Annotated in this window: 17 protein-coding genes; 4 read left to right on the top strand and 13 right to left on the bottom strand. The window is 72.3% G+C overall.

Translation table 11 applies throughout. From position 1 onward, the window contains the following. Both Q0D75_RS03765 and Q0D75_RS03760 read right to left on the bottom strand, forming a co-directional pair. Nucleotides 1–495 (bottom strand): MOSC domain-containing protein (locus Q0D75_RS03765; protein ID WP_291049548.1); only part of this gene is annotated, 495 nt, incomplete at its 3' end. 43 nt (nt 496–538) lie between these two features. After that, entirely contained in the window at nt 539–1,273 is a 735-nt protein-coding gene (locus Q0D75_RS03760; RefSeq protein ID WP_291049545.1) for an acetolactate decarboxylase, read from the bottom strand. 48 nt (nt 1,274–1,321) lie between these two features. Between Q0D75_RS03760 and Q0D75_RS03755 the strand changes: the two genes are divergently transcribed. Together Q0D75_RS03755 and Q0D75_RS03750 are read left to right on the top strand one after the other, a co-directional pair. Continuing rightward, complete coding sequence (locus Q0D75_RS03755) at nt 1,322–2,155, top strand: hypothetical protein (protein ID WP_291049542.1); 834 nt, start codon at nt 1,322–1,324, stop codon at nt 2,153–2,155. A 107-nt stretch (nt 2,156–2,262) separates the two neighbouring features. After that, the gene (locus tag Q0D75_RS03750) at nt 2,263–2,505 is read left to right on the top strand and encodes a hypothetical protein (RefSeq protein WP_291049539.1); all 243 of its coding nucleotides are present in this window, start codon (nt 2,263–2,265) and stop codon (nt 2,503–2,505) included. 10 nt (nt 2,506–2,515) lie between these two features. Here Q0D75_RS03750 and Q0D75_RS03745 read toward each other — a convergent pair whose 3' ends face one another. From Q0D75_RS03745 to Q0D75_RS03725, 5 genes are all read right to left on the bottom strand, one after another. Further along, nucleotides 2,516–3,802 (bottom strand): hypothetical protein, encoded by a 1,287-nt coding sequence (locus Q0D75_RS03745; RefSeq protein WP_291049537.1) that lies wholly within the window; start codon nt 3,800–3,802, stop codon nt 2,516–2,518. A gap of 124 nt (nt 3,803–3,926) precedes the next feature. Then, nucleotides 3,927–4,802 carry a glycosyltransferase gene (locus tag Q0D75_RS03740; RefSeq protein WP_291049564.1) on the bottom strand — a complete coding sequence of 292 codons (876 nt, stop codon included), beginning with the start codon at nt 4,800–4,802 and terminating at the stop codon, nt 3,927–3,929. Further along, complete coding sequence (locus Q0D75_RS03735; RefSeq protein ID WP_291049534.1) at nt 4,799–5,626, bottom strand: CDP-alcohol phosphatidyltransferase family protein; 828 nt, start codon at nt 5,624–5,626, stop codon at nt 4,799–4,801. The genes Q0D75_RS03740 and Q0D75_RS03735 overlap by 4 nt, the downstream gene beginning before the upstream one ends. A gap of 2 nt (nt 5,627–5,628) precedes the next feature. Further along, nucleotides 5,629–6,705, bottom strand: coding sequence for a glycosyltransferase family 2 protein (locus tag Q0D75_RS03730; RefSeq protein WP_291049531.1), 1,077 nt, complete (start codon nt 6,703–6,705; stop codon nt 5,629–5,631). 123 nt (nt 6,706–6,828) lie between these two features. Continuing rightward, nucleotides 6,829–8,574 carry a trypsin-like peptidase domain-containing protein gene (locus tag Q0D75_RS03725; RefSeq protein ID WP_291049528.1) on the bottom strand — a complete coding sequence of 582 codons (1,746 nt, stop codon included), beginning with the start codon at nt 8,572–8,574 and terminating at the stop codon, nt 6,829–6,831. Between the two features lie 165 nt (nt 8,575–8,739). Here Q0D75_RS03725 and Q0D75_RS03720 point away from each other — a divergent pair, with 165 nt between their 5' ends. Next, complete coding sequence (locus Q0D75_RS03720; protein WP_291049526.1) at nt 8,740–9,936, top strand: aminotransferase class I/II-fold pyridoxal phosphate-dependent enzyme; 1,197 nt, start codon at nt 8,740–8,742, stop codon at nt 9,934–9,936. A 190-nt stretch (nt 9,937–10,126) separates the two neighbouring features. Here the strand turns inward: Q0D75_RS03720 and Q0D75_RS03715 are convergent, their stop codons facing one another. The 6 genes from Q0D75_RS03715 to Q0D75_RS03690 are packed head-to-tail and all read right to left on the bottom strand — an operon-like array spanning nt 10,127 to nt 16,934. Next, the gene (locus Q0D75_RS03715; RefSeq protein WP_291049522.1) at nt 10,127–11,014 is read right to left on the bottom strand and encodes a carbon-nitrogen hydrolase family protein; all 888 of its coding nucleotides are present in this window, start codon (nt 11,012–11,014) and stop codon (nt 10,127–10,129) included. A gap of 30 nt (nt 11,015–11,044) precedes the next feature. Further along, complete coding sequence (locus Q0D75_RS03710; RefSeq protein WP_291049519.1) at nt 11,045–12,079, bottom strand: alcohol dehydrogenase catalytic domain-containing protein; 1,035 nt, start codon at nt 12,077–12,079, stop codon at nt 11,045–11,047. Between the two features lie 10 nt (nt 12,080–12,089). Then, entirely contained in the window at nt 12,090–13,301 is a 1,212-nt protein-coding gene (locus Q0D75_RS03705; protein WP_291049515.1) for a cytochrome P450, read from the bottom strand. Next, on the bottom strand, nt 13,298–14,470 hold the full coding sequence (locus Q0D75_RS03700; protein ID WP_291049513.1) for a 3-oxoacyl-[acyl-carrier-protein] synthase III C-terminal domain-containing protein: 1,173 nt from the start codon (nt 14,468–14,470) through the stop codon (nt 13,298–13,300). The genes Q0D75_RS03705 and Q0D75_RS03700 overlap by 4 nt, the downstream gene beginning before the upstream one ends. Continuing rightward, nucleotides 14,467–15,492, bottom strand: coding sequence for an NAD(P)-dependent oxidoreductase (locus tag Q0D75_RS03695; RefSeq protein ID WP_291049510.1), 1,026 nt, complete (start codon nt 15,490–15,492; stop codon nt 14,467–14,469). Before Q0D75_RS03695 ends, Q0D75_RS03700 begins: the two co-directional genes overlap by 4 nt. Continuing rightward, nucleotides 15,489–16,934, bottom strand: coding sequence for a F390 synthetase-related protein (locus tag Q0D75_RS03690; protein ID WP_291049508.1), 1,446 nt, complete (start codon nt 16,932–16,934; stop codon nt 15,489–15,491). The genes Q0D75_RS03695 and Q0D75_RS03690 overlap by 4 nt, the downstream gene beginning before the upstream one ends. Before the next feature lie 71 nt (nt 16,935–17,005). Between Q0D75_RS03690 and Q0D75_RS03685 the strand changes: the two genes are divergently transcribed. Next, nucleotides 17,006–17,740: a GAP family protein gene (locus Q0D75_RS03685; RefSeq protein ID WP_291049506.1), complete on the top strand. Its 735-nt coding sequence runs from the start codon at nt 17,006–17,008 to the stop codon at nt 17,738–17,740. Nucleotides 17,741–17,762 lie beyond the last annotated feature (22 nt).

Below are 17,762 nucleotides of genomic sequence, written 5' to 3'. Positions count from 1 at the left end.
GAGGGGCGCGCGCAGCAGCGCCGGGCCGAGGCGCAGGCGGCCGTCGGTGAGCGGCTCGCAGCGCACGCCGCCGCGGCCGCGCAGCGCTTTGTGGGCGCCGGGCGCCAGCACCACGTCCATCCAGGCGCAGGGGTTGGCCGGGCGGTGCCCTTGGAAGAGCACCGGGCCCGATCCGGAATCGAGGCTGAACGGCGTGCGGGGCAGGCGGTCGACGTCGACGCCGCGCAGGATGATGTTGCGCCGGGTCGCAGCCGGGTCCAGCGGATGCGGCACCCCGAGGTCCTCACGCACCCGGTGCAGCGACTCTTCGGCCATCACGGTCACCAGCGCGGTCTTGTGGGCCCCGTGGCCGAAGAAGCGGTCGCCGACGATGCCACGCCCCTCACGCAGCTCGATCTCCTCGCGGATCTCGGATGCCGCGTGCGCCGGCAGCGGCTCCGGGCCGTCGGCGGGCCGGCCGTCGTAGCGGTGCCGGGGCGACGCCAGCAGGTGCACGATCTCGACATGGTGCTCGATCCAGCCGGCGGAGGCCGTTCTCTCAGTGCTGATGATCGGACTCCGCGTGCCGGATGGCGGCATCCGCGCCCTCGGGATCCAGTTCGGCCGCCAGGTAGTCGGGCGAGCCCGGCAGGTGCACGGTGACGCCGTAGTACGTCTCGACGGCCAGTTCGCCGGTGGCTCCGGTCAGGCCGAGCACGTGGCCGCCCTGCTGTCCGCTCTCGTCGACGAAATGGAAGTGCGGGCCCGCCACGGTCACGCCCTGGAACACCTGCGGCGCCACGAAACCGAGCAGGGTGCCCGACACGTCGCTCAGCACGATCTCGCGCTGCGTGTGCACCGCCTGTGCCAGCGGCAGGTACGGCTTCTCCTGCCGCACCGCCTCCCGCAGGCTGATGCTCGCGAAATGCGCGTCGAAGCGCACGGCGTGGAACAGATTGGGGCTGGGCACGAGCGCCGCGATCTCGGCCGCCAGCGCCTCGAAGCCGGGCACGGCCTCGATCAGCTCGGTGCGGTCGGGATCGAAGTCGACCACCTCGGCGAACGGGACGGTGTCGGCCGCACCGAGAACGCTCACGCTGCCGTCGCCGTGGAACTGGCGCCACACACCCTCGTGCAGCACGAGCTCGCCGTCCATGTGGTCGCCGCAGCCGAGGCCCAGCGTGCCGGCCCGGGACACCTCCTCGAGGCTGAAGACCCCGTCGAAGAGCCCGGCGACGAGGGCGTCGACCAGCGAGAACTGCTCCAAGACCTTGCGGGCATGTTTTCGGCGCATACCGTGCATTCTCGCGCACTATCCAGCGGAACACAGCAGAGTAGAAGCATGCCCACCCGACTCGAGCGCAACATCGACCGACTGCTGAGCGTGCATCGGCCCGCCGTGCTGGCGCATCTGCGCAGCATCCGTCGCCTGCATCCGAACGCCTCCCCCGAACAGCTGCTGGTCATCCTGGAGCGTCGCTACGTCGCCGCCGTCACCACGGGGGGCGCCGCCGTGGGCGCCAGCGCGATGCTGCCGTTCGTCGGCACCGGCATCTCGCTGGGACTCAGTGCTGTCGAGACCGCGGGGTTCCTGGAGACCACGGCCCTGTTCGCCCAGTCGGTCACCGAGGTGCACGGCTTCGCGCTGGACGACCCGGATCGATCGCGCGCCCTGGTGATGACGCTGCTGATGGGAAAGGCCGGCAGCGACCTGCTCAAGCAGATCGCCGGGCAGGCCACCGGCGGTGTGGGCCGCAACGCGTACTGGGGGCAGGTGGTGACCAGCAGCCTGCCGCAGTTCGTGGTGGGGCCGGTGGCCGACCAGCTGAAGAACCATTTCGTGCGCCGCTTCGCCGTGGGGCAGGGCACGAACGTGATCGGGCGGGCGATCCCGTTCGGTGTCGGGGCCGCGATCGGCGGCGTGGGCAACCTCGTGCTCGGCCGCACGGTCATCCAGAGCGCGCGCACCGCCTTCGGGCCGCCGCCGTTCACGTTCCCGGCGGAGCTGGCCATCACCATGAAGGCGCCCAAAGAACCCAAGCCGTCGAAGGAGCTCGGCCCCGGCAGACCGATCACCCGGCGTCTGCCCGCACTGCCCCGGCGCCGGAAGGCGATCACCGAGGCCCCGCTCCCCCACGACGGGCGGAACGACCTGCCCGGCGACATCCGCATCTGATTGCGGCGCTTCGCCAACCTGGTGGTATCCTGGTAGTTCAGTCAGGTCGTATCGAATTGTGATCGCCTGCACGTCGTGGCCATGTCGATACCGGTGAGGGGGATGTCGTGAGAAGACGAATCACCGCCACCCTCGCGGGGGCCGTTCTCGCCCTCGTCTCGATCGTCGGCCTCGGTGCGTCCGCCGCCTTCGCCGCGGTCTCGTCGGCAGACGACGTGACGACGCAGCCCAGCCTGGCGCAGACCGGCTACGACTTCACCCCCATGCTCGTCACGGCGGCGGTCTTCCTGCTGATCGCGGGCGTCGCGGTGATCGTGGCCAAGTACGCCCTCACCCGCCGTAGCAGCTGAGCGGCCCCCGCTAGCTCTTCTCTTCGGCGTCGGCCTCGGCCGAGATCTCCCGGAGGTCGACCGGCTCGTCACGGGCGTGCAGGGCCGCGTTGCGGTCCCACTCCGCGAGCAGGTGGTCGATCGCCTTGTGGAAGCGGCGGGTGGCCGCGCCTGGCGTGGTGTCGCCGAAGTAGTGGGTCACCCAGCGGCCGAGGCGCACGTTCGCGGCCGAGTCGTGCGAGACCTGCTCGATCCGCGCCAGGGCGTGCGGCGCCTCGTCGACCGTCAGCCATTCGCAGTCGGACAGGTAGCCGCCCGTGTCGATGGCGGCATCCGGAGACACCGGCCGGGTGATCAGGAGCGGCTTGCCCGTGGCCAGCCGGTCGTAGACCATCGCCGAGATGTCGACCACGGCCACGTCGGCGGCGGCGAGCTGCCACCCCAGCTCGGCGCCGGTGTCGTATACGTGCTGAGCCTCGGGATCGGCGGCATTGGCGGCATGGATCGCGGCCACGATCGACCGGTTCGCGGCGGCGTACGCCGGGTCGAGCACACCGCTGCGCGGATGCGGGCGGTAGATCAGCCGGTGCGTGGGTGAGCTCAGCACGGCGCGGACCAGAGCCTCGCCGTGCGTCGCGATGGATCCGTAGGCGGCGGCCGACCGGTCGCCCTCCCAGGTGGGTGCGTAGAGCACGATGGTGCGGCCGTCGGCCGGGAACGGCGTGACCCCGCGGTAGTGATCGGCTTGGGGCCGCCCGATCGGGATGGCCCGCTTGTCGAAGTCGAAGTCCCAGAGCACGCGCTGCAGCCGGGCCACCGCCGCGTCGCCGGCCACGAAGGAGTAGTCGTAGGCCTTGAACTGGTTGGTGGTCATGTACATCTTGTCGCTCTCGCCGTGATTGACGAAGACGTGCCAGCGGCGCCCGTAGCGCATCATCTGGAAGTTGCGGGCGTTCTGATTGACGTACAGCACGATCTTGAGCTCGTGCTCGAGCAGGAAGTCTTCGAGGTCGCTCACCTTGCGCACGTACGCCACCGGGATGGGCGACTCGGCCAGCAGCGCGCTGGTGCCGGCGGGGCTGCGGCTCAGGATGACGACGGGGTGCGTCTTGGCCAGCTCGACCAGCGGCGCGTACCACTGGCGCATCTGGTACAGGTTCACCGGGGCATCGGCGAAGTACACGCCGATCACGAAGCGGTTGCGCGGCAGCGGCGCCCGGGCGGCCAGCTGCGCGGCCAGCTTCGAGCGCACCGCGCGCCCCCTCAGCAGCTCGCGGAGCGCTCCCCAACCCAGTTTCGCATCACTCAGAACACCCACCCGTCAAGGCTAACCAGGCGCTTTCGGCGCACCGGACGGATGGGCCCGCGCGGCCCGCTTCTTTAGGCAATCGTGACCTTGACCCGCCCGGCGCCCCTCGTCGCACGATCGGACGCGTGTGTGCTCAGACGATCGGGGGGCGGCCGGCGCGCGTCATCCGCAGCACCGTGCGCCACGAGATCGGGCGGCGGCCGCCCGGAGTCGCGCGCCAGCCCTCGGCCCAGCCGCCGAACCAAGCACGCAGGGCCGCCGGGCGGCGGGCCCAGCGCAGCACCTGGATGCCCGTCCAGCTGCCGACGTACAGCGGCACCAGCACCCAGGGCAGGTTGCGCTTGGCCAGCCACACCCGGTTGCGCGCGTTCAGACGGTAGTAGTAGGCGTGCCGGCTCGGCTCGATCGCGGGGTGGTTCGCCACCAGCTCGCCGTCGTACCAGGTGCGGAAGCCCTGGTCCCACACCCGCCACGCCAGCTCGATGCCCTCGTGGGCGTAGAAGAACGGATCGGCCCAGCCGCCCGTGGCGTCGAAGACGGCCCGGGGCAGCAGCACGGCGCCCTCCCAGACCGAGAAGACGGGCCCGGATGCCGTCGCCTCGCCCTTGCGGATGCGCGGCACCCAGCGGCGCGGGTTGGTGACACCCGACGGATCGACCACCCGCGGCTGCAGCAGGCCGATGCTCGGATCCGCCCGGAGACGATCGACGGCTCCGGCCAGGAAACCGGGCGACGGCAGGCTCGCGTCGTCGTCGAGGAAGAACACGTACTCCCCCGCCACGGCCTCGGCACCCGCATTGCGGCCGGCCGGGATGCCGAGGTTCTCGGGCAGGGCCAGGGTTCGCACGGCATCCGGAAGCCCCTCGGGCTGCCAGCCGTTGCCCACGCACAGCACGTCGAGAGCGACCCCCTGCTGTGCCAGCAGCGACTCGGCGGCTCGCCGCAGGTCGCCGGGGCGCCGCCCCTGCGTGAGCAGCACGACCCCGATGGTGGGAGCGGCGCCGCTCAGGAGCGCACCCGCTTGGAGGCCATGATCGCCACGAAGTGCCCGATCAGCGCCAGGATCGACAGCGGCACGAGCGCGACCAGCAGCACGCGGTCGGCGACGATCGGATCACCGCCGGCACCGCCCACGAACAGCCCCACGATCGCCGTGGCGAAGATCAGCATCGTCAGCTCGACCGAGTGGTACAGCCGGTGGAACGGCACGAACCGGGCGGCCCGGCGCAGACGCGCGACGAGCGCCTGCGAGGGCTCGGACTCGCCCTGCTTGTCGGCCAGCTTCTCGAGCCCGGCGTTCGCCCGCGCCACGTGCACCATGTCGTTGAGCGCCTTGTTCAGCACGATCACGAGGGCCAGCAGGAGGCCGAGGGTCGTCCAGAGGTAGTCCTCCGGCGCGTCGAACGGCAGACCGGCGGCCCGGAGGCCGAGCGCGATCGGGATGAGCGACTCGGTCGTGTAGTGCCCGACCTTGTCCAGGAACACGCCGGCGGGCGACGAGGTGCGCCGCCACCGGGCGACCTCGCCGTCGCAGCAGTCGACGAGCATCTGCAGCTGGCCGAGCACCAGCGCGAGGGCCGCACCACCGATGCCGGGGATCAGCAGGGCGGCGGCCGTGGCCCAGCCCGTGAGGATCATCAGCCCCGTCACGCCGTTGGCCGAGATCGAGGTCTTCAGCAGCATCCAGGTGACGTAGGGCGACAGCCGGCGCAGGTACAGCGACGCCGTCCAGTGCTCGGCGTTGCGGCGGCCGCGCACTTCAGGCGGCTGGGCGACGGCCTTCAGCTGGGCGATCGACTGCGGACGCTCGGCGGCGGGGCGGGATGGGGACACAGTCACCTTCCCGTGTGCGCCGTGATGTTCTTCGTCAGCGTGAGGAAACCGAGGATGAATCCCAGCCCCCAGCTGAAATGGATGCACGGCAAGACTACGAGAAACCACGCGCCGCTGCGAACACCGGCCTGGCGCGCGGCGCCCACGGCCGCGACCACGACGAACAGCAGGTACACCGCGGGAACCACGAAACCGATGGTCAGGATGCCGCCGGCCGTCTCCGATCCGCTCGCCGTGAGGATCAGGCCCAGGATGCCCGCGAGCAGTCCGAGCAGGGCCACGGCGACCGTCACCGGCGGCACGAAGTACTTCAGCGCATTCGCGCTGAAGAAGCGCCGCGCGAGCTCGCCGCGCCAGAGTCCGGTGGAGAAGAACTGCCGGGCCAGGCGCTCGAGCGAGGGCCGCGGGCGGTAGATGACGACCAGGCGCGGCGTGAACCACACCACGCCGCCGGCGGCGCGCAGGCGGTGGTTGAGCTCCCAGTCCTGCCCCCGGCGGATGTCTTCGTTGAACAGGCCGACGCGCATCAGCCACTCGCGGCGGAACACGCCGAGGTACACCGTCTCGGCCGGGCCCTCCTGGCCGCCCACGTGGTGCGCACCGCCGCCCAGGCCCGCCTTCGAGCCGTAGGCCACGGCGACCGCCCGCTCGAACGGGGTGGTGCCCTCGGCCTTCATGATGCCGCCCACGTTCGCGGCGCCCGAGCGCAGCAGCGCCTCGACGGCGACCCGGGTGTAGTGGCGCGGCAGCAGCGAGTGCGCGTCGACGCGCACCACCACCGGGTAGGCCGACGCGAGGATGGCCACGTTGAGCCCGCTGGGCGTGGAGCCCGTGGGGTTCTCGATCACCCGGATACGCGGGTCGACAACGGCGAGCCGCTCCACCAACTCGGTGGTGCCGTCGATCGAGGGGCCGAGCGCCACGATCACGTCGAAGGGCCCGGTGTAGTCCTGGTCGAGCAGGCTCGCGATCGCGGCCTCGACGTGCGTGACCTCGTTCAGCACCGGCATCACGTAGGAGACGCCGGGAAGCACATCCGGGGCCGGGTGGCCGGGGGCGTGCTCGTAGGGGTCTGTCATCGGATCCGCTCGTCGTGCCGGAACGCGGAACGGGGCCGGCGGGCCACCGTCGCGCAGTGCGACGACGAGCCTACCAGCCCCGTTCCTGCGCCCCGGGGAGCGCTCCGCCCTTTCGGGCGAGCCTTACTGGGCCAGCTGCCCGAGGGTCACGTCCACTGTCTTGGAGCTGGTGCCCCGGGTGTAGGTGAGCTGGGCGTCACCGCCGGCGGGCTGCGTGCGCACCAGCGCCGTGAGGTCGATCGAGTCGGTGACGGGCAGGCCGTTGAAGGCCGTGACGACGTCGCCGGCCTGCAGGCCCGCCTTCTCGGCGGCTCCCCCGCTGGTGACCGACTGGATGAGGGCACCGGCCGTGGTGCTGTTCTCCGCCGAGGCCGCGTCGCCCACGGTCGCGCCGAGCAGGCCATGGGTGGCCGATCCGTTCGCGATGATCTCGTCGGTGACGCGCTTGACCAGGTTGGCCGGGATGGAGAAGCCCACGCCGATGTTGCCCGACTGCGAGCTGCTGTCTCCGGATCCGGCACTGGCGATGGCCACGTTGATGCCGATCAGCTTGCCCTCGGAGTCGAGCAGGGCGCCGCCGGAGTTGCCGGGGTTGATGGCCGCGTCGGTCTGGATGACCGAGAGCGAGATGCTCGACTGCTGGGTGCTGGGCGTCTGGGTCTGGCTGTCGCCGCCCTGGCCCGGGATGTCGAAGTTCCAGAAGTCGTACGGACCCTGATCGCCGTTGCCGTTGCCGTCATCCGGAGTCGGGTTGGTCTCGGTGTCGTCGGGGGCCGCCGAGGAGGCCACCGTGATCGAGCGGTTCAGCGAGCTCACGATGCCGTTGGTGACCGTGCCGGAGAGGCCGAGCGGAGCGCCGATCGCGATCGTGACGTCGCCGACGTTGAGCTTGGAGGAGTCGCCGAACTCGATCGGGGTGAGGCCCGAGGCGTCCGTCAGCTTGATCACGGCGAGGTCGGCGACCGGGTCGGTACCGACGACGGTGGCCTTGTAGATCTTGCCGTCGTTGGTCTGCACCTGGATGTCGGGGCTGGCGGTCTCACCGTCGAGGGTGACGACGTGGGTGTTGGTGACGACGTAGCCGTCGTCGGAGAGCACCACGCCGGATCCGGTGCCGGCCGCCTGGCTGGCGGAGACCGAGATGGTGACCACCGAGGGCGAGGCCTTGGCGGCGACCGCGGTGACCACGTTCGCGTTGTCGGGGTTGTTCACGGTGATGCTGGTGGGGCTGGAGGCGCTCGTGCTGGAGGTGCCGCCGTTCTGGCTGACCACCCAGGCGGTGACACCGGCTCCGGAGGCGCCGCCGATCAGGGCGCCGATGGCGAGGGCGGCCACCAGGGCGACTCCCCCGCGGCGCTTCTTGGGAGCCTTGGGGGCCTTGGCCTGGTTGGCGTAGGCGCCGGATGCGGCGTAGAGCGCGGAGTTGAAGTTGGGGTCGGGCACGGCGCCGTAGGGCTGCGTGCCGTTCGGCGGGGTGCCGAAGGAGCCGCCGCCGTAGTTGGCGACGGGCTGCTGGGCGACGGGCTGCTGAGGCGCGGTCGGCGGGTAGTAGGGCGCCGGTGCCTGGTACTGCGGGGCGGCGGGCTGCACGGGCGGCTGTGCCGCGCCGGGGTAGACCGGGGGGACGACCGCCGTGGTGGCGTCGTTGCCGTAGTTGGGGGTGACCGGCGCGACCGGCTCGGCGATGGGAGTGGTCTCCGCGGTCGCGGCGGGGGCGGCCTGCTCGACGCCGGGGGTGGTCTCGGGGGTGGTCTCGGCGACGGGCGCGTCGATGCGCTCGGTCGCGGCCGCAACCTCGGACGAGGCGTCGTGCTGTGCGCCCTCGGCGTCCGCGGGAGTGCCGTCGTGGTTCTCGGTGCTCTCTGACATGGGTTGGTGCTCCTTCCAAGCACTCGCAAGCATCCTCACCGAAGCTGAGGGTTCTCTATGGACGGGCTGTATGCAGTCTGCCGTCTGCTTATGACTCAGCCCTCAAAGGCCGCCGGGGGCCGGGGCACTAAGTTGGAAGCCGGACGACCCGAGGAGCACCACACCATGACGATCAGCGGATCCTGGCAGCGCACCGCGCGCGGAGCGGGCCTGCTCACGCCCGACGGCCGCATCGCCTCCACCATCTTCGCCGAGATGAGCGCGCTGGCGAACGCGACCGGGGCGATCAACCTGGGGCAGGGCTTTCCCGACGAGGACGGCCCTCAGGAGGTGCTCGACGCCGCACGCCGCGCGATCGCCGACGGCGTGAACCAGTACCCGCCGGGAACCGGGATGCCGGTTCTGCGCGAGGCGATCGCCGCGCACCAGCAGCGCTTCTACGGCATCGGCGCCGATCCCGACCGCGAGGTGCTCGTCACGGCAGGCGCCACCGAGGCCCTCGCCGCGACCATCCTGGCGCTCGTCGACGACGGCGACGAGGTGGTCACCCTCGAGCCCTTCTACGACGCCTACGGCGGGCTGATCTCGCTGGCCCGCGGCGTGCACAAGACGGTGCCGCTGCGACGCCCCGACCTGCAGCCCGACCACGACGAGCTGCGCGCCGCCGTGACCGACCGCACCCGCATCATCCTGATCAACAACCCGCACAATCCGACGGGCACGGTGCTGCCGCTGGAGACGCTCGAGCTGATCGTCGAGCTGGCGCACGAGCACGACGCGATCATCGTCACCGACGAGGTCTACGAGCACCTCACCTTCGGTGTGGGCCACATCCCGGTGGCCAGCCTGCCCGGGGCCCGGGAGCGCACGGTCACCATCTCCTCGGCCGGAAAGACCTTCAGCACGACCGGCTGGAAGATCGGCTGGGTCGTCTCGACCCCCGAGCTGGTGACCGCGATCCTGGCGGTGAAGCAGTTCCTGACGTATGTGAACGGCGCGCCGTTCCAGCCCGCCGTGGCCGTGGGGCTGGGCCTGCCCGACGCGTTCTTCGAGGGCATCGCCTCGACCCTCGAGGCCAAGCGCGACCTGCTCTCGCAGGGCCTGGTGAAGGCCGGCTTCGACGTGACGATCCCCCGGGGAACCTATTTCGTGGTCGCGGATGCAGCCCCTCTCGGGTACCCGGATGCGGCGACCCTGTGCCGTGAGCTGCCCGCCCTGGCCGGCGTGGTCGGCGTGCCCATCAGCGCCTTCTGCCACCCCGAGCTGGCCCACGAGTACGCCTCCCTCGTGCGCTTCGCCTTCTGCAAGAAGACCGACGTGCTCGACCGGGCCGCAGCCCAGCTCTCCCGCCTCTCCCGCTAGACGGCCCGCCCCGCCCCGCCGGAGTGACCCCGAATGGTCACTCGCGAAGCTTGTCTCGGGCCGTACTCGATGACCCAGGGTGAGGGCGTGGCCGCGAAGCGACCGCACCCGAACATGCCGCCTCGCGCCGGGCGGGGACCGGCGCGACCGTCAGAGGCCCCTCGCCGCAGGCGAGAGGCCTCTGACGCAGCTAAACCGGCTCCACGCGGAAGCGGCGAAGGGCGAGCGCCGGGTTGACGCGGCGCACCTCGTCGAGGCGGCGGGGGTCGACCCAGGCGACCGCGACGTCTTCGCGTTCGGCGAGGGAGGCGATCGTCACGCCCATCGGGTCGACGACCAGGCTCGCGCCGACGGCGATCGGCGGGGTCTGGTCGGCGGCCGCCACGTAGATCGTGTTCTCGAGGGCGCGGGCCGTCACGAGGCTGCGCCAGTGGTGCTCCTTGAGCGGGCCGCGCACCCACTCGGCGGGCACGGCGACGAGGTCGGCACCGGCGTCGACGAGACGGCGCGACACCTCGGGGAAGCGGATGTCGTAGCAGGTCTGCATCCCGATGGTCACGCCCTGGATCGAGAAGGTCTGGGGCTCGTCGATGGCCGCGGCCTCGACCCAGTCGCTCTCCCGCCCGCCGAAGGCGTCGTAGAGGTGCAGCTTGCCGTAGCTCGCTACGAGGCCCTCGCCCGGAGAGACGGCCACGAGCAGGTTGCGGAAGCGGCGCTCGTCGGAGCCCCGCGCGACGAGCCCGGCGATCAGGTGCGCGTCGAGCTCGGTGGAGAGCTCGGCCAGCGCGGTGACGAACGGGCCGTCCAGCGGCTCGGCGTTCTCCACCAGGGCGGGGCCCAGCGGATCGACGAAGTACGAGGAGTACTCGGGGAAGACGACGAGGGATGCGCCGCGTGCCGCAGCAGTGCGGGCCAGACGGGCGATCGTGGCCAGGTTGGCGGCCTTGTCGGGGCCGGGTGCGAACTGCGCGACGGCGACCCCGAAGCCGGGCTCCTCGCGTACGGCGTCATCCGGAACGATCTCGCCCTGCACCACGTCGCCGGGCTCGCGGCGCAGGATCTCCTGGTGTTCGGTCATCGTGCCGCTCCCTCGCTCACAGTCGCACACTCACAGTCGCGCCATCGCCTTGATCGCCCGGCGTTCATCCATCGCCGCATACCCCTCGGGCAGCTGCTCGAAGCCGACCTCGAGGTCGAACACCTTGCCGGGCAGGATGCTCCCGGCCAGCACGTCGTCGAGCAGCTCGGGGATGTAGGCGCGCACGGGCGCGATTCCCCCGCCGAGGCCCACGTTGTTGTAGAAGGCGATCGACAGCGGCAGTTCGGCGTCGTGCGGCACGCCCACGAAGCCGACCCGCGACCCGGGCCGGGCGATCGCGAACGCCGTAGTGAGCGACTCGCCGGTGCCCACGCACTCGAGCGTCGCATCCGCCCCGAGTCCGCCGGTGAGTTCGAGCACGGCCTCCACGGCCGCCTCGCCGCGCTCCTCGATCAGATCGGTGGCGCCGAACTCGGTGGCCAGCGCCTGCCGGGCCGGGTTGCGGCTGAGGGCCAGGATGCGCTCGGCGCCGAGCCGGCGGGCCGCCAGCACACCGCTGAGCCCCACCGCGCCGTCGCCGACCACCGCCACGACCGATCCGGGCTTCACCCCCGCACCGACCGCAGCGTGGTGGCCGGTACCGCACACGTCGCTGAGGGCGAGCAGGTGCGGGATGAGCGCGTCGTCGGGCCGCCCGCCGGGCACCACCACGAGCGTGCCGTCGGCCTGAGGCACGCGCACGTACTCCCCCTGGCCGCCGTCGACGCCGCCCGCACCCCAGTAACCGCCGTGGATGCACGACGAGGTGATGCCGTTCACACAGTGCGCGCACACGCCGTCGCTGTACGTGAAGGGAGCGATCACGAAGTCGCCGACGCTCAGCCGGCCGACGTCGGTGCCGACGGCCTCCACGACGCCCACGAACTCGTGGCCGACCCGTGATCCGGCCTTCCGCGGCGTGTCGCCCCGGTAGAACCAGAGGTCGGAGCCGCACACGCAGGTGGCGACCACCCGCACGATCGCGTCGGTGGAATGCACGATCTCAGGATAGGGAACGGTCTCGACCGACACGGAACGGATGTCGTTGAACAGCAGTGCGCGCATGCTTCCGACTTTACCGGCGGGCCAGGCGCAGGCGCGCGTAGCCCGGGATGAGGGTGCCGCGCTGGGCCCGGCGGTCGACGATCCGCAGGGGGGCCTCGCTGGCCGCGTCGAGCACGGCGCCCACAGTCACCCCGATCTGTGCCATGGCGAGGGGGGCGCCCAGGCAGAAGTGCGCTCCCGCCCCGAACCAGAGCTGTTTCAGCGAGGCGGCGGGGTTGCCCACGGGATCGAAGGATCCGGCCGCACGGTCGGCCAGGAAGGTCGCGAGCACCATCCGGTCACCCGGTCGCACCCGCACCGGGCCGACGGTCGCCTCGGCCGCGACGCTGCGCAGCATGACCGGTGAGGGCGTGGTGATCCGCAACCCTTCGGCCACGGCCGCATCCATCAGACCGCGGTCGTGCGCGAGCCGTTCGAGCCATCCCGTGTCGGAGAGCACCGCGACCAGCCGCGGCAGGTAGGAGACGAGCGTCTCGGTGCCGGTCAGCACGAAGGCGCCGACCGCGCCCATCGCCTCGTCTTCGCCCAGGCCGAGCTCGCGCATCCGCCCGGGCACGGTGTCACCGCCCGCGCGATACGCGGCGCGCGCGTGCTGCGTGAGTTCGTCGAGCACCTCCCGCGCCTGGTGCACCTGCGCCGGGGTGAAGCCCGGCCGGGTGAGGCGCACGAACCCCGTGATCGCCGAGATGCGGGCGAAGAGCGACTCCCCCACCACATCCCGCTTGAGGCCCACGAGGCGGCTGATCACCTGCCCGGCGTACTCGCGCACCTCGGCCACCAGGTCCACCACCTCGCCGGCGACCAGCCGCGCGGTCAGGTCGCGCGCCGCGCCGCCGATCGTCGACTCGGTCAGCGCCGAGACGAACGCGGGCGCGAACAGCGGCCCGATCCGCCGCCGGAGGGCCGCGTGATCGGCGCCCTCCATGTTCAACAGCACCGCGGGGCCGAGCACCGGCGTCCAGAGGTCGGCGGGCGACCCCGGCCCGGTCTTGGTGAAGCGGGCGGTGTCGAGCAGCACCTCGCGCAACAGCGCCGCATCCGTCACCACCACGCCCACCCCCGGTACCCGCAGCACCGGCCGGCGGATGCTCGCGAGCAGCGGGTAGGCCAGCGGATGCGCGGCGCGCTGCACGCGCTCCTCCCAGCGGCGCTCGGCCCCGCGGGGCGCCGGCGGCGGCGCGGCCGCATCCGGCGCATCCGGAGTCGCCGGGGCGAGGCTCACAGCCGCACCACCATGACGCCGAGCGAGATGCCGCCCGCCAGACCGACGAGCGCGATCAGGCTGCCGGGCCCGACGAGCCCACGCTCCCTCGCCCGCAGCAGCTGCAGCGGAAGGCCCACGGAGGCGAGGTTGCCGTGCTCGACCACGATCGGCACCGTTCGCGCCGGGTCGATGCCCAGCACCTCGACGATGCCGTCGTGGTAGGAGGCCGCCACCTGGTGCACGGCCACGAAGTCGAGCTCGCCGACGCCGTGGCCGAGACCGGCGACGAGGTCGCGCACGAGGCCCACGCCCAGTTCGCTGAAGGCGCGCTGCAGGGCGCCGCCGTCCATGTCGAAGTAGCTGCCGCCCTCGGCGTGCGGGTTCACCGAGCCGCCCGTGGGCAGGGTGCCGACCGCCCAGTGCTCGGAATGCGCCACGAAGCGGCTGCCCAGGATGCCGGCGGGGCGCGATCGGGCGGCCACCGGCTCGGGGTCGCGCGCGTCGAGCGGCCCGGCCCTCGGATGCGGCGCCCGCTCCAGCAGCACCGCCGCCCCGCCGTCGCTCATCGTGTACCCGGCGAACGAGCGCAGGAACTGCTCGGGGCTCTCGAGCCTCCAGCGCACCGCGTGCGAGGGCTGCTCGCCGCTCACGATCAGCACCCGGCGGTACTGGCCGGCCGCGATCAGGGCATCCGCCACCTGCATCGCGTTGAGCACGCTGTTGCAGGCGTTCTTGACGTCCATCACGGGGCAGCCGAGGCCGAGCTTCGCCGAGACGATGTGACTCGTGGCGGGCTCGATCATGTCTTGGCTTGCCGAAGCGAACAGCAGCAGGTCGACCGGGCCGGGCGACTCGGCCAGTACCCGGCGGCCGGCCTCGGCGGCGAGGTCGGAGGTGTTCCAGCCCTCGGGCCGCAGGTGCACGCGCTCGACACCGGTGAGGCGGGCGATCAGGCCGGTGGGCAGCTTCAAGCCGGGGTTCAGGATGCGCAGGCGCTCCTCGGTCTCGGCCGTCGAGCGCGTCTGCGGAGGCAGGTAGACGGCCACGCCGGCGATGCGCGATGCCGGCACGGCTCCCGCGCCTGGAGCGGGTGCGGCAGCCGGAACGGGCGCGGGCGCCGACGCCGATGTGGCCGCCGGCGGCCGGACCGAACGCAGGATCGCCGACGCGTCGAGGTGCGTGCTCATCCGGGGCCTCCCGCCTGCGACTCGGCCACGACCCGCTCCAGCCCCTCGGCCACCGTCACCGCGGGCGCACCGAGCAGCTCGCGGCACAGCCGGGCGTCGAAGGTCTTGGTGAAGGCGTACACGATCACCGAGTATCTCGTGATCGGCGGCTCGATGCCCGGCCGCAGCATCCGCCACGCCGCTTCGAGCACGGTGGCGGCGAGCAGTGCGCCCCGGCGGGAGACCGTGCGAGCGGGCACGGGGATGCCCATCCGCTCGAGCAGGGCGAAGACCGCCGGCTGCAACGCGAGCGGCTCCCCGTTGGTGACCGTGAGCGTGCGTCGGTTCAGGGCCGGGCTCGTCAGGGCCGTCACCAAATGCTCGACCAGGGTCTCGATCACCACCAGGTCGGAGAGCACCGGTCCCGACCGCGGCGGGCGGATGCGCGGGAGCCGGCCGGCCCGGGCCGCGGCCACGATCCTCGGCAGCAGGGTGGTGTCGCCCGCACCGAACACGGCCCGGGGGCGCAGCACCACCCACTCGCCCGGGTACTGCTCGACCAGCCGCTCGGCGGCGCGCTTGGAGGCGGCGTAGGCGTTGACGAAGGGCCCGTCGGCGGGCGCGTCGTCGGGCACTCCGGCCTGATCGCGTGCCCGGTAGAGAACGGATGCCGTGGAGACGAACACGACGCGCGGTGGCGCAGGCAGCGAGCGGGCGTAGTCGAGCACGGCGCGCGTGGTGCCGACGTTGGCGCGCTCGAACTCGGCGCGGCTCCCCCACGGCGAGCTGTGCGCGGCGGCATGCACGATCACCGATGGGCCGCCGGGCACTCCCGGATGCGCGCTCGCCCAGGCCGCGCCCAGGGCGCGCGCCGCATCCGGAGCCGCCAGGTCGACCGGGCGGTAGTCGGGGTCGTCGAGCGCCCGGCGTCCGATCCCGAGCGGCGCGAAGGCGGAGTCGCCCGTCAGTCGCCGGAGCAGAGCCCCGCCGACGAAGCCGGACGCGCCCGTCACGAGCACCGCCACCGGGGGCCCCGACCTCACCGCACGCCCTCCTCGTGCACGATCCGCCGCACCTTCACGCCGGGATCGGGCTCCACCCACTCGTCGAGCACGACGGTCGCGCGGCACTCGTAGCGCTCGAACAGCCCCTCGAGGGCGGCCACGGCCCGCTCGGCGCCATCGGCTGCCGGCTCGTCCAGCGCGAGGTGCACGTCGAGGCCGCGCTGACGGATGCGCCAATCGGCATACGACTCCGAACCGAGCATCAGGGCCTGGCGCACCGCATCCGGGAACACGTCGACCAGGCGGCGGCCGTCGCGATGCGGCAGGCGCAGCACCGCGTCATGGCGCCCGTCGACCGCGGCGATCACCGCGCTCACCCGGCCGCAGGCGCACCGCTCCGGCGCGGTGGGGTCGACCCGCAGCACGTCGTCGAGGCGGTAGCGGGCGATGATCTGGGTGCGCCGGTCGAAGTCGGTCACCACCGGGGTGAAGCGGGTGTGCTCGGCGTCGAGCCACTCCCGTTCGATGTGCACCGACTCCTCATTCAGGTGCAGCGCCCCGGCCTCGCACGTCAGGGCCAGCAGGCCCTCGGTCGCCTGGTACACCTGGCGCAGCGGAGCGCCCCAGACGCTGCGGATGAGCTCGGCCGTGTCGGGTTCGAGCACCTCGGCCACCGAGATCACCAGCCCGGGCGCGAACGGACGGGCCGCAGAGGCCGCGCCGGGGCCACCGTCGAGCATCCCGCGATCGTCACGGCCCTCACGATCGGCCAGCGCCAGCGCCCGCAGCACGGAGGCGGGTGCGACCAGGATGTCGGGTCCGTGCCCCGCCGCGGTCAGCCGCGCGAGTTCGCGGCGATGCACCTCGAGCGGCTCCGTGAGGTCGAAGAAGCCGAACCGCACCCGCGAGCTCGCCACCGACTCGTAGAGGTTGCCGCCGGCGCGCAGGAAGAACGCGATCCGCAGCGGCGGCCGCCACGGCTGCACGAGGCGCACGAGCATCGGCCCGTCCAGCATCCGGCCGAGCACGGTGCCGGCCCACAGCATCCGTTCGCGCGGGCTCACCAGGAACGCGCCGCGCCGGCCCGACGTGCCGCTGGACAGCCCGACCGTCACGTCGCCGTCGACCAGCGCACGGAAGTCGCGGGTGTGCTCGGCCTCCAGCGCGACACCGAGGGCGTCGGCGAGACGCACGCCGCGGGTGTTCAGCCCGTCGAAGTGCTCGAGCAGCACGCTCTTGCCGACGACAGGCAGGGCTTCGAGCCGGCGCGCACGCCGGGGTGTGGCCGACGTCCGTTCCGCGTAGAAAGGCGCCTTCGGCAGGTCGCGGCGGAGAAAGCTCCGGATGCGCCGCCTCTGCCACGCCTCCAGGCGCGACCGCGAGCGGAAGCGGTACCCCCACCGCACCCGCACGAAACGCCCGAGCAGCACCGCGACCAGTCCGCGGGCCCGGGCGCTGTCTCCCATCGGCGGCCGAGTCACCCCGCCAGAATACGCGGGCCATGGCGGCCGAGGGATCGTGAGGGGCTTCGGCGGACTCCTAGACTGGCCAGATGGCGGCCATCATCGGACACATCCTGCCGCTCGCGCTGGGCGTGGCACTCAGCTCGGTGCCGATCGTGGTGATGGTGCTCATCCTGCTCTCCCCGCGCGGCCGCTGGTCGAGCCTCACCTACCTGATCGGCGCCACGGTCGGCCTGGTCGGCCTGACCGCGCTGTTCACGGCGATCGCCTCGCTGCTGCCTCCCGTCTCCACCGATCAGAAGAGCCCGCTGTTCGCGACCATCGAGCTCGTGCTCGGTGCGGCGCTGCTCGTGCTGACCGCCATCCGCTGGCGCTCGGCCCGGCGGCGTCACCGCGCAGCGGCCGCTTCCCCGGCGGCCTCGAGCGAGACCGGCGATCTTGCCGCGCTCGCCGCCGACACCACCGAGGGACCGCCCGCGTGGATGACCAAGGTCACGAGCCTCGGCCCCCTCCCCTCGCTGGGCGTGGGCTTCGTGCTGATGCTGCGCCCCAAGAACCTGCTGCTCACCATCACCGCCGGCGTGGCGATCGCCGCGGGCAACGTGCCGTTCGGCCCGACGGTGGTGGCGATCGCGATCTTCGTGGTGCTCGGCATCTCGACACTGGCCGCCCCGATCATCGTCGCGGTGGCCGATCCGGCCCGGATGCGCAAACCGCTCGAGGAGACGCGGGTCTGGATCGAACGCAACAGCGCGACCGTGACCACCCTCGTGCTGCTCGTGCTCGGCACGGTCATCATCGGCAGCGGACTGGCCCGGTTCTGAGGGCCAGAACCGGGCCAGTCCG

This window comes from Herbiconiux sp., assembly GCF_023264855.1.
Classification (GTDB): Bacteria; Actinomycetota; Actinomycetes; order Actinomycetales; family Microbacteriaceae; genus Herbiconiux.
This window is presented reverse-complemented; position numbering and strand designations above follow the sequence as displayed.

Bases quoted from the DNA above. Each gene is read 5' to 3' on its own strand.
- Q0D75_RS03760 (WP_291049545.1), bottom strand. From the start codon at position 1,273: ATGCGCCGAAAACATGCCCGCAAGGTCTTGGAGCAGTTCTCGCTGGTC.
- Q0D75_RS03755 (WP_291049542.1), top strand. From the start codon at position 1,322: ATGCCCACCCGACTCGAGCGCAACATCGACCGACTGCTGAGCGTGCAT.
- Q0D75_RS03730 (WP_291049531.1), bottom strand. From the start codon at position 6,705: ATGACAGACCCCTACGAGCACGCCCCCGGCCACCCGGCCCCGGATGTG.
- Q0D75_RS03725 (WP_291049528.1), bottom strand. From the start codon at position 8,574: ATGTCAGAGAGCACCGAGAACCACGACGGCACTCCCGCGGACGCCGAG.
- Q0D75_RS03720 (WP_291049526.1), top strand. From the start codon at position 8,740: ATGACGATCAGCGGATCCTGGCAGCGCACCGCGCGCGGAGCGGGCCTG.
- Q0D75_RS03715 (WP_291049522.1), bottom strand. From the start codon at position 11,014: ATGACCGAACACCAGGAGATCCTGCGCCGCGAGCCCGGCGACGTGGTG.
- Q0D75_RS03710 (WP_291049519.1), bottom strand. From the start codon at position 12,079: ATGCGCGCACTGCTGTTCAACGACATCCGTTCCGTGTCGGTCGAGACC.
- Q0D75_RS03700 (WP_291049513.1), bottom strand. From the start codon at position 14,470: ATGAGCACGCACCTCGACGCGTCGGCGATCCTGCGTTCGGTCCGGCCG.
- Q0D75_RS03685 (WP_291049506.1), top strand. From the start codon at position 17,006: ATGGCGGCCATCATCGGACACATCCTGCCGCTCGCGCTGGGCGTGGCA.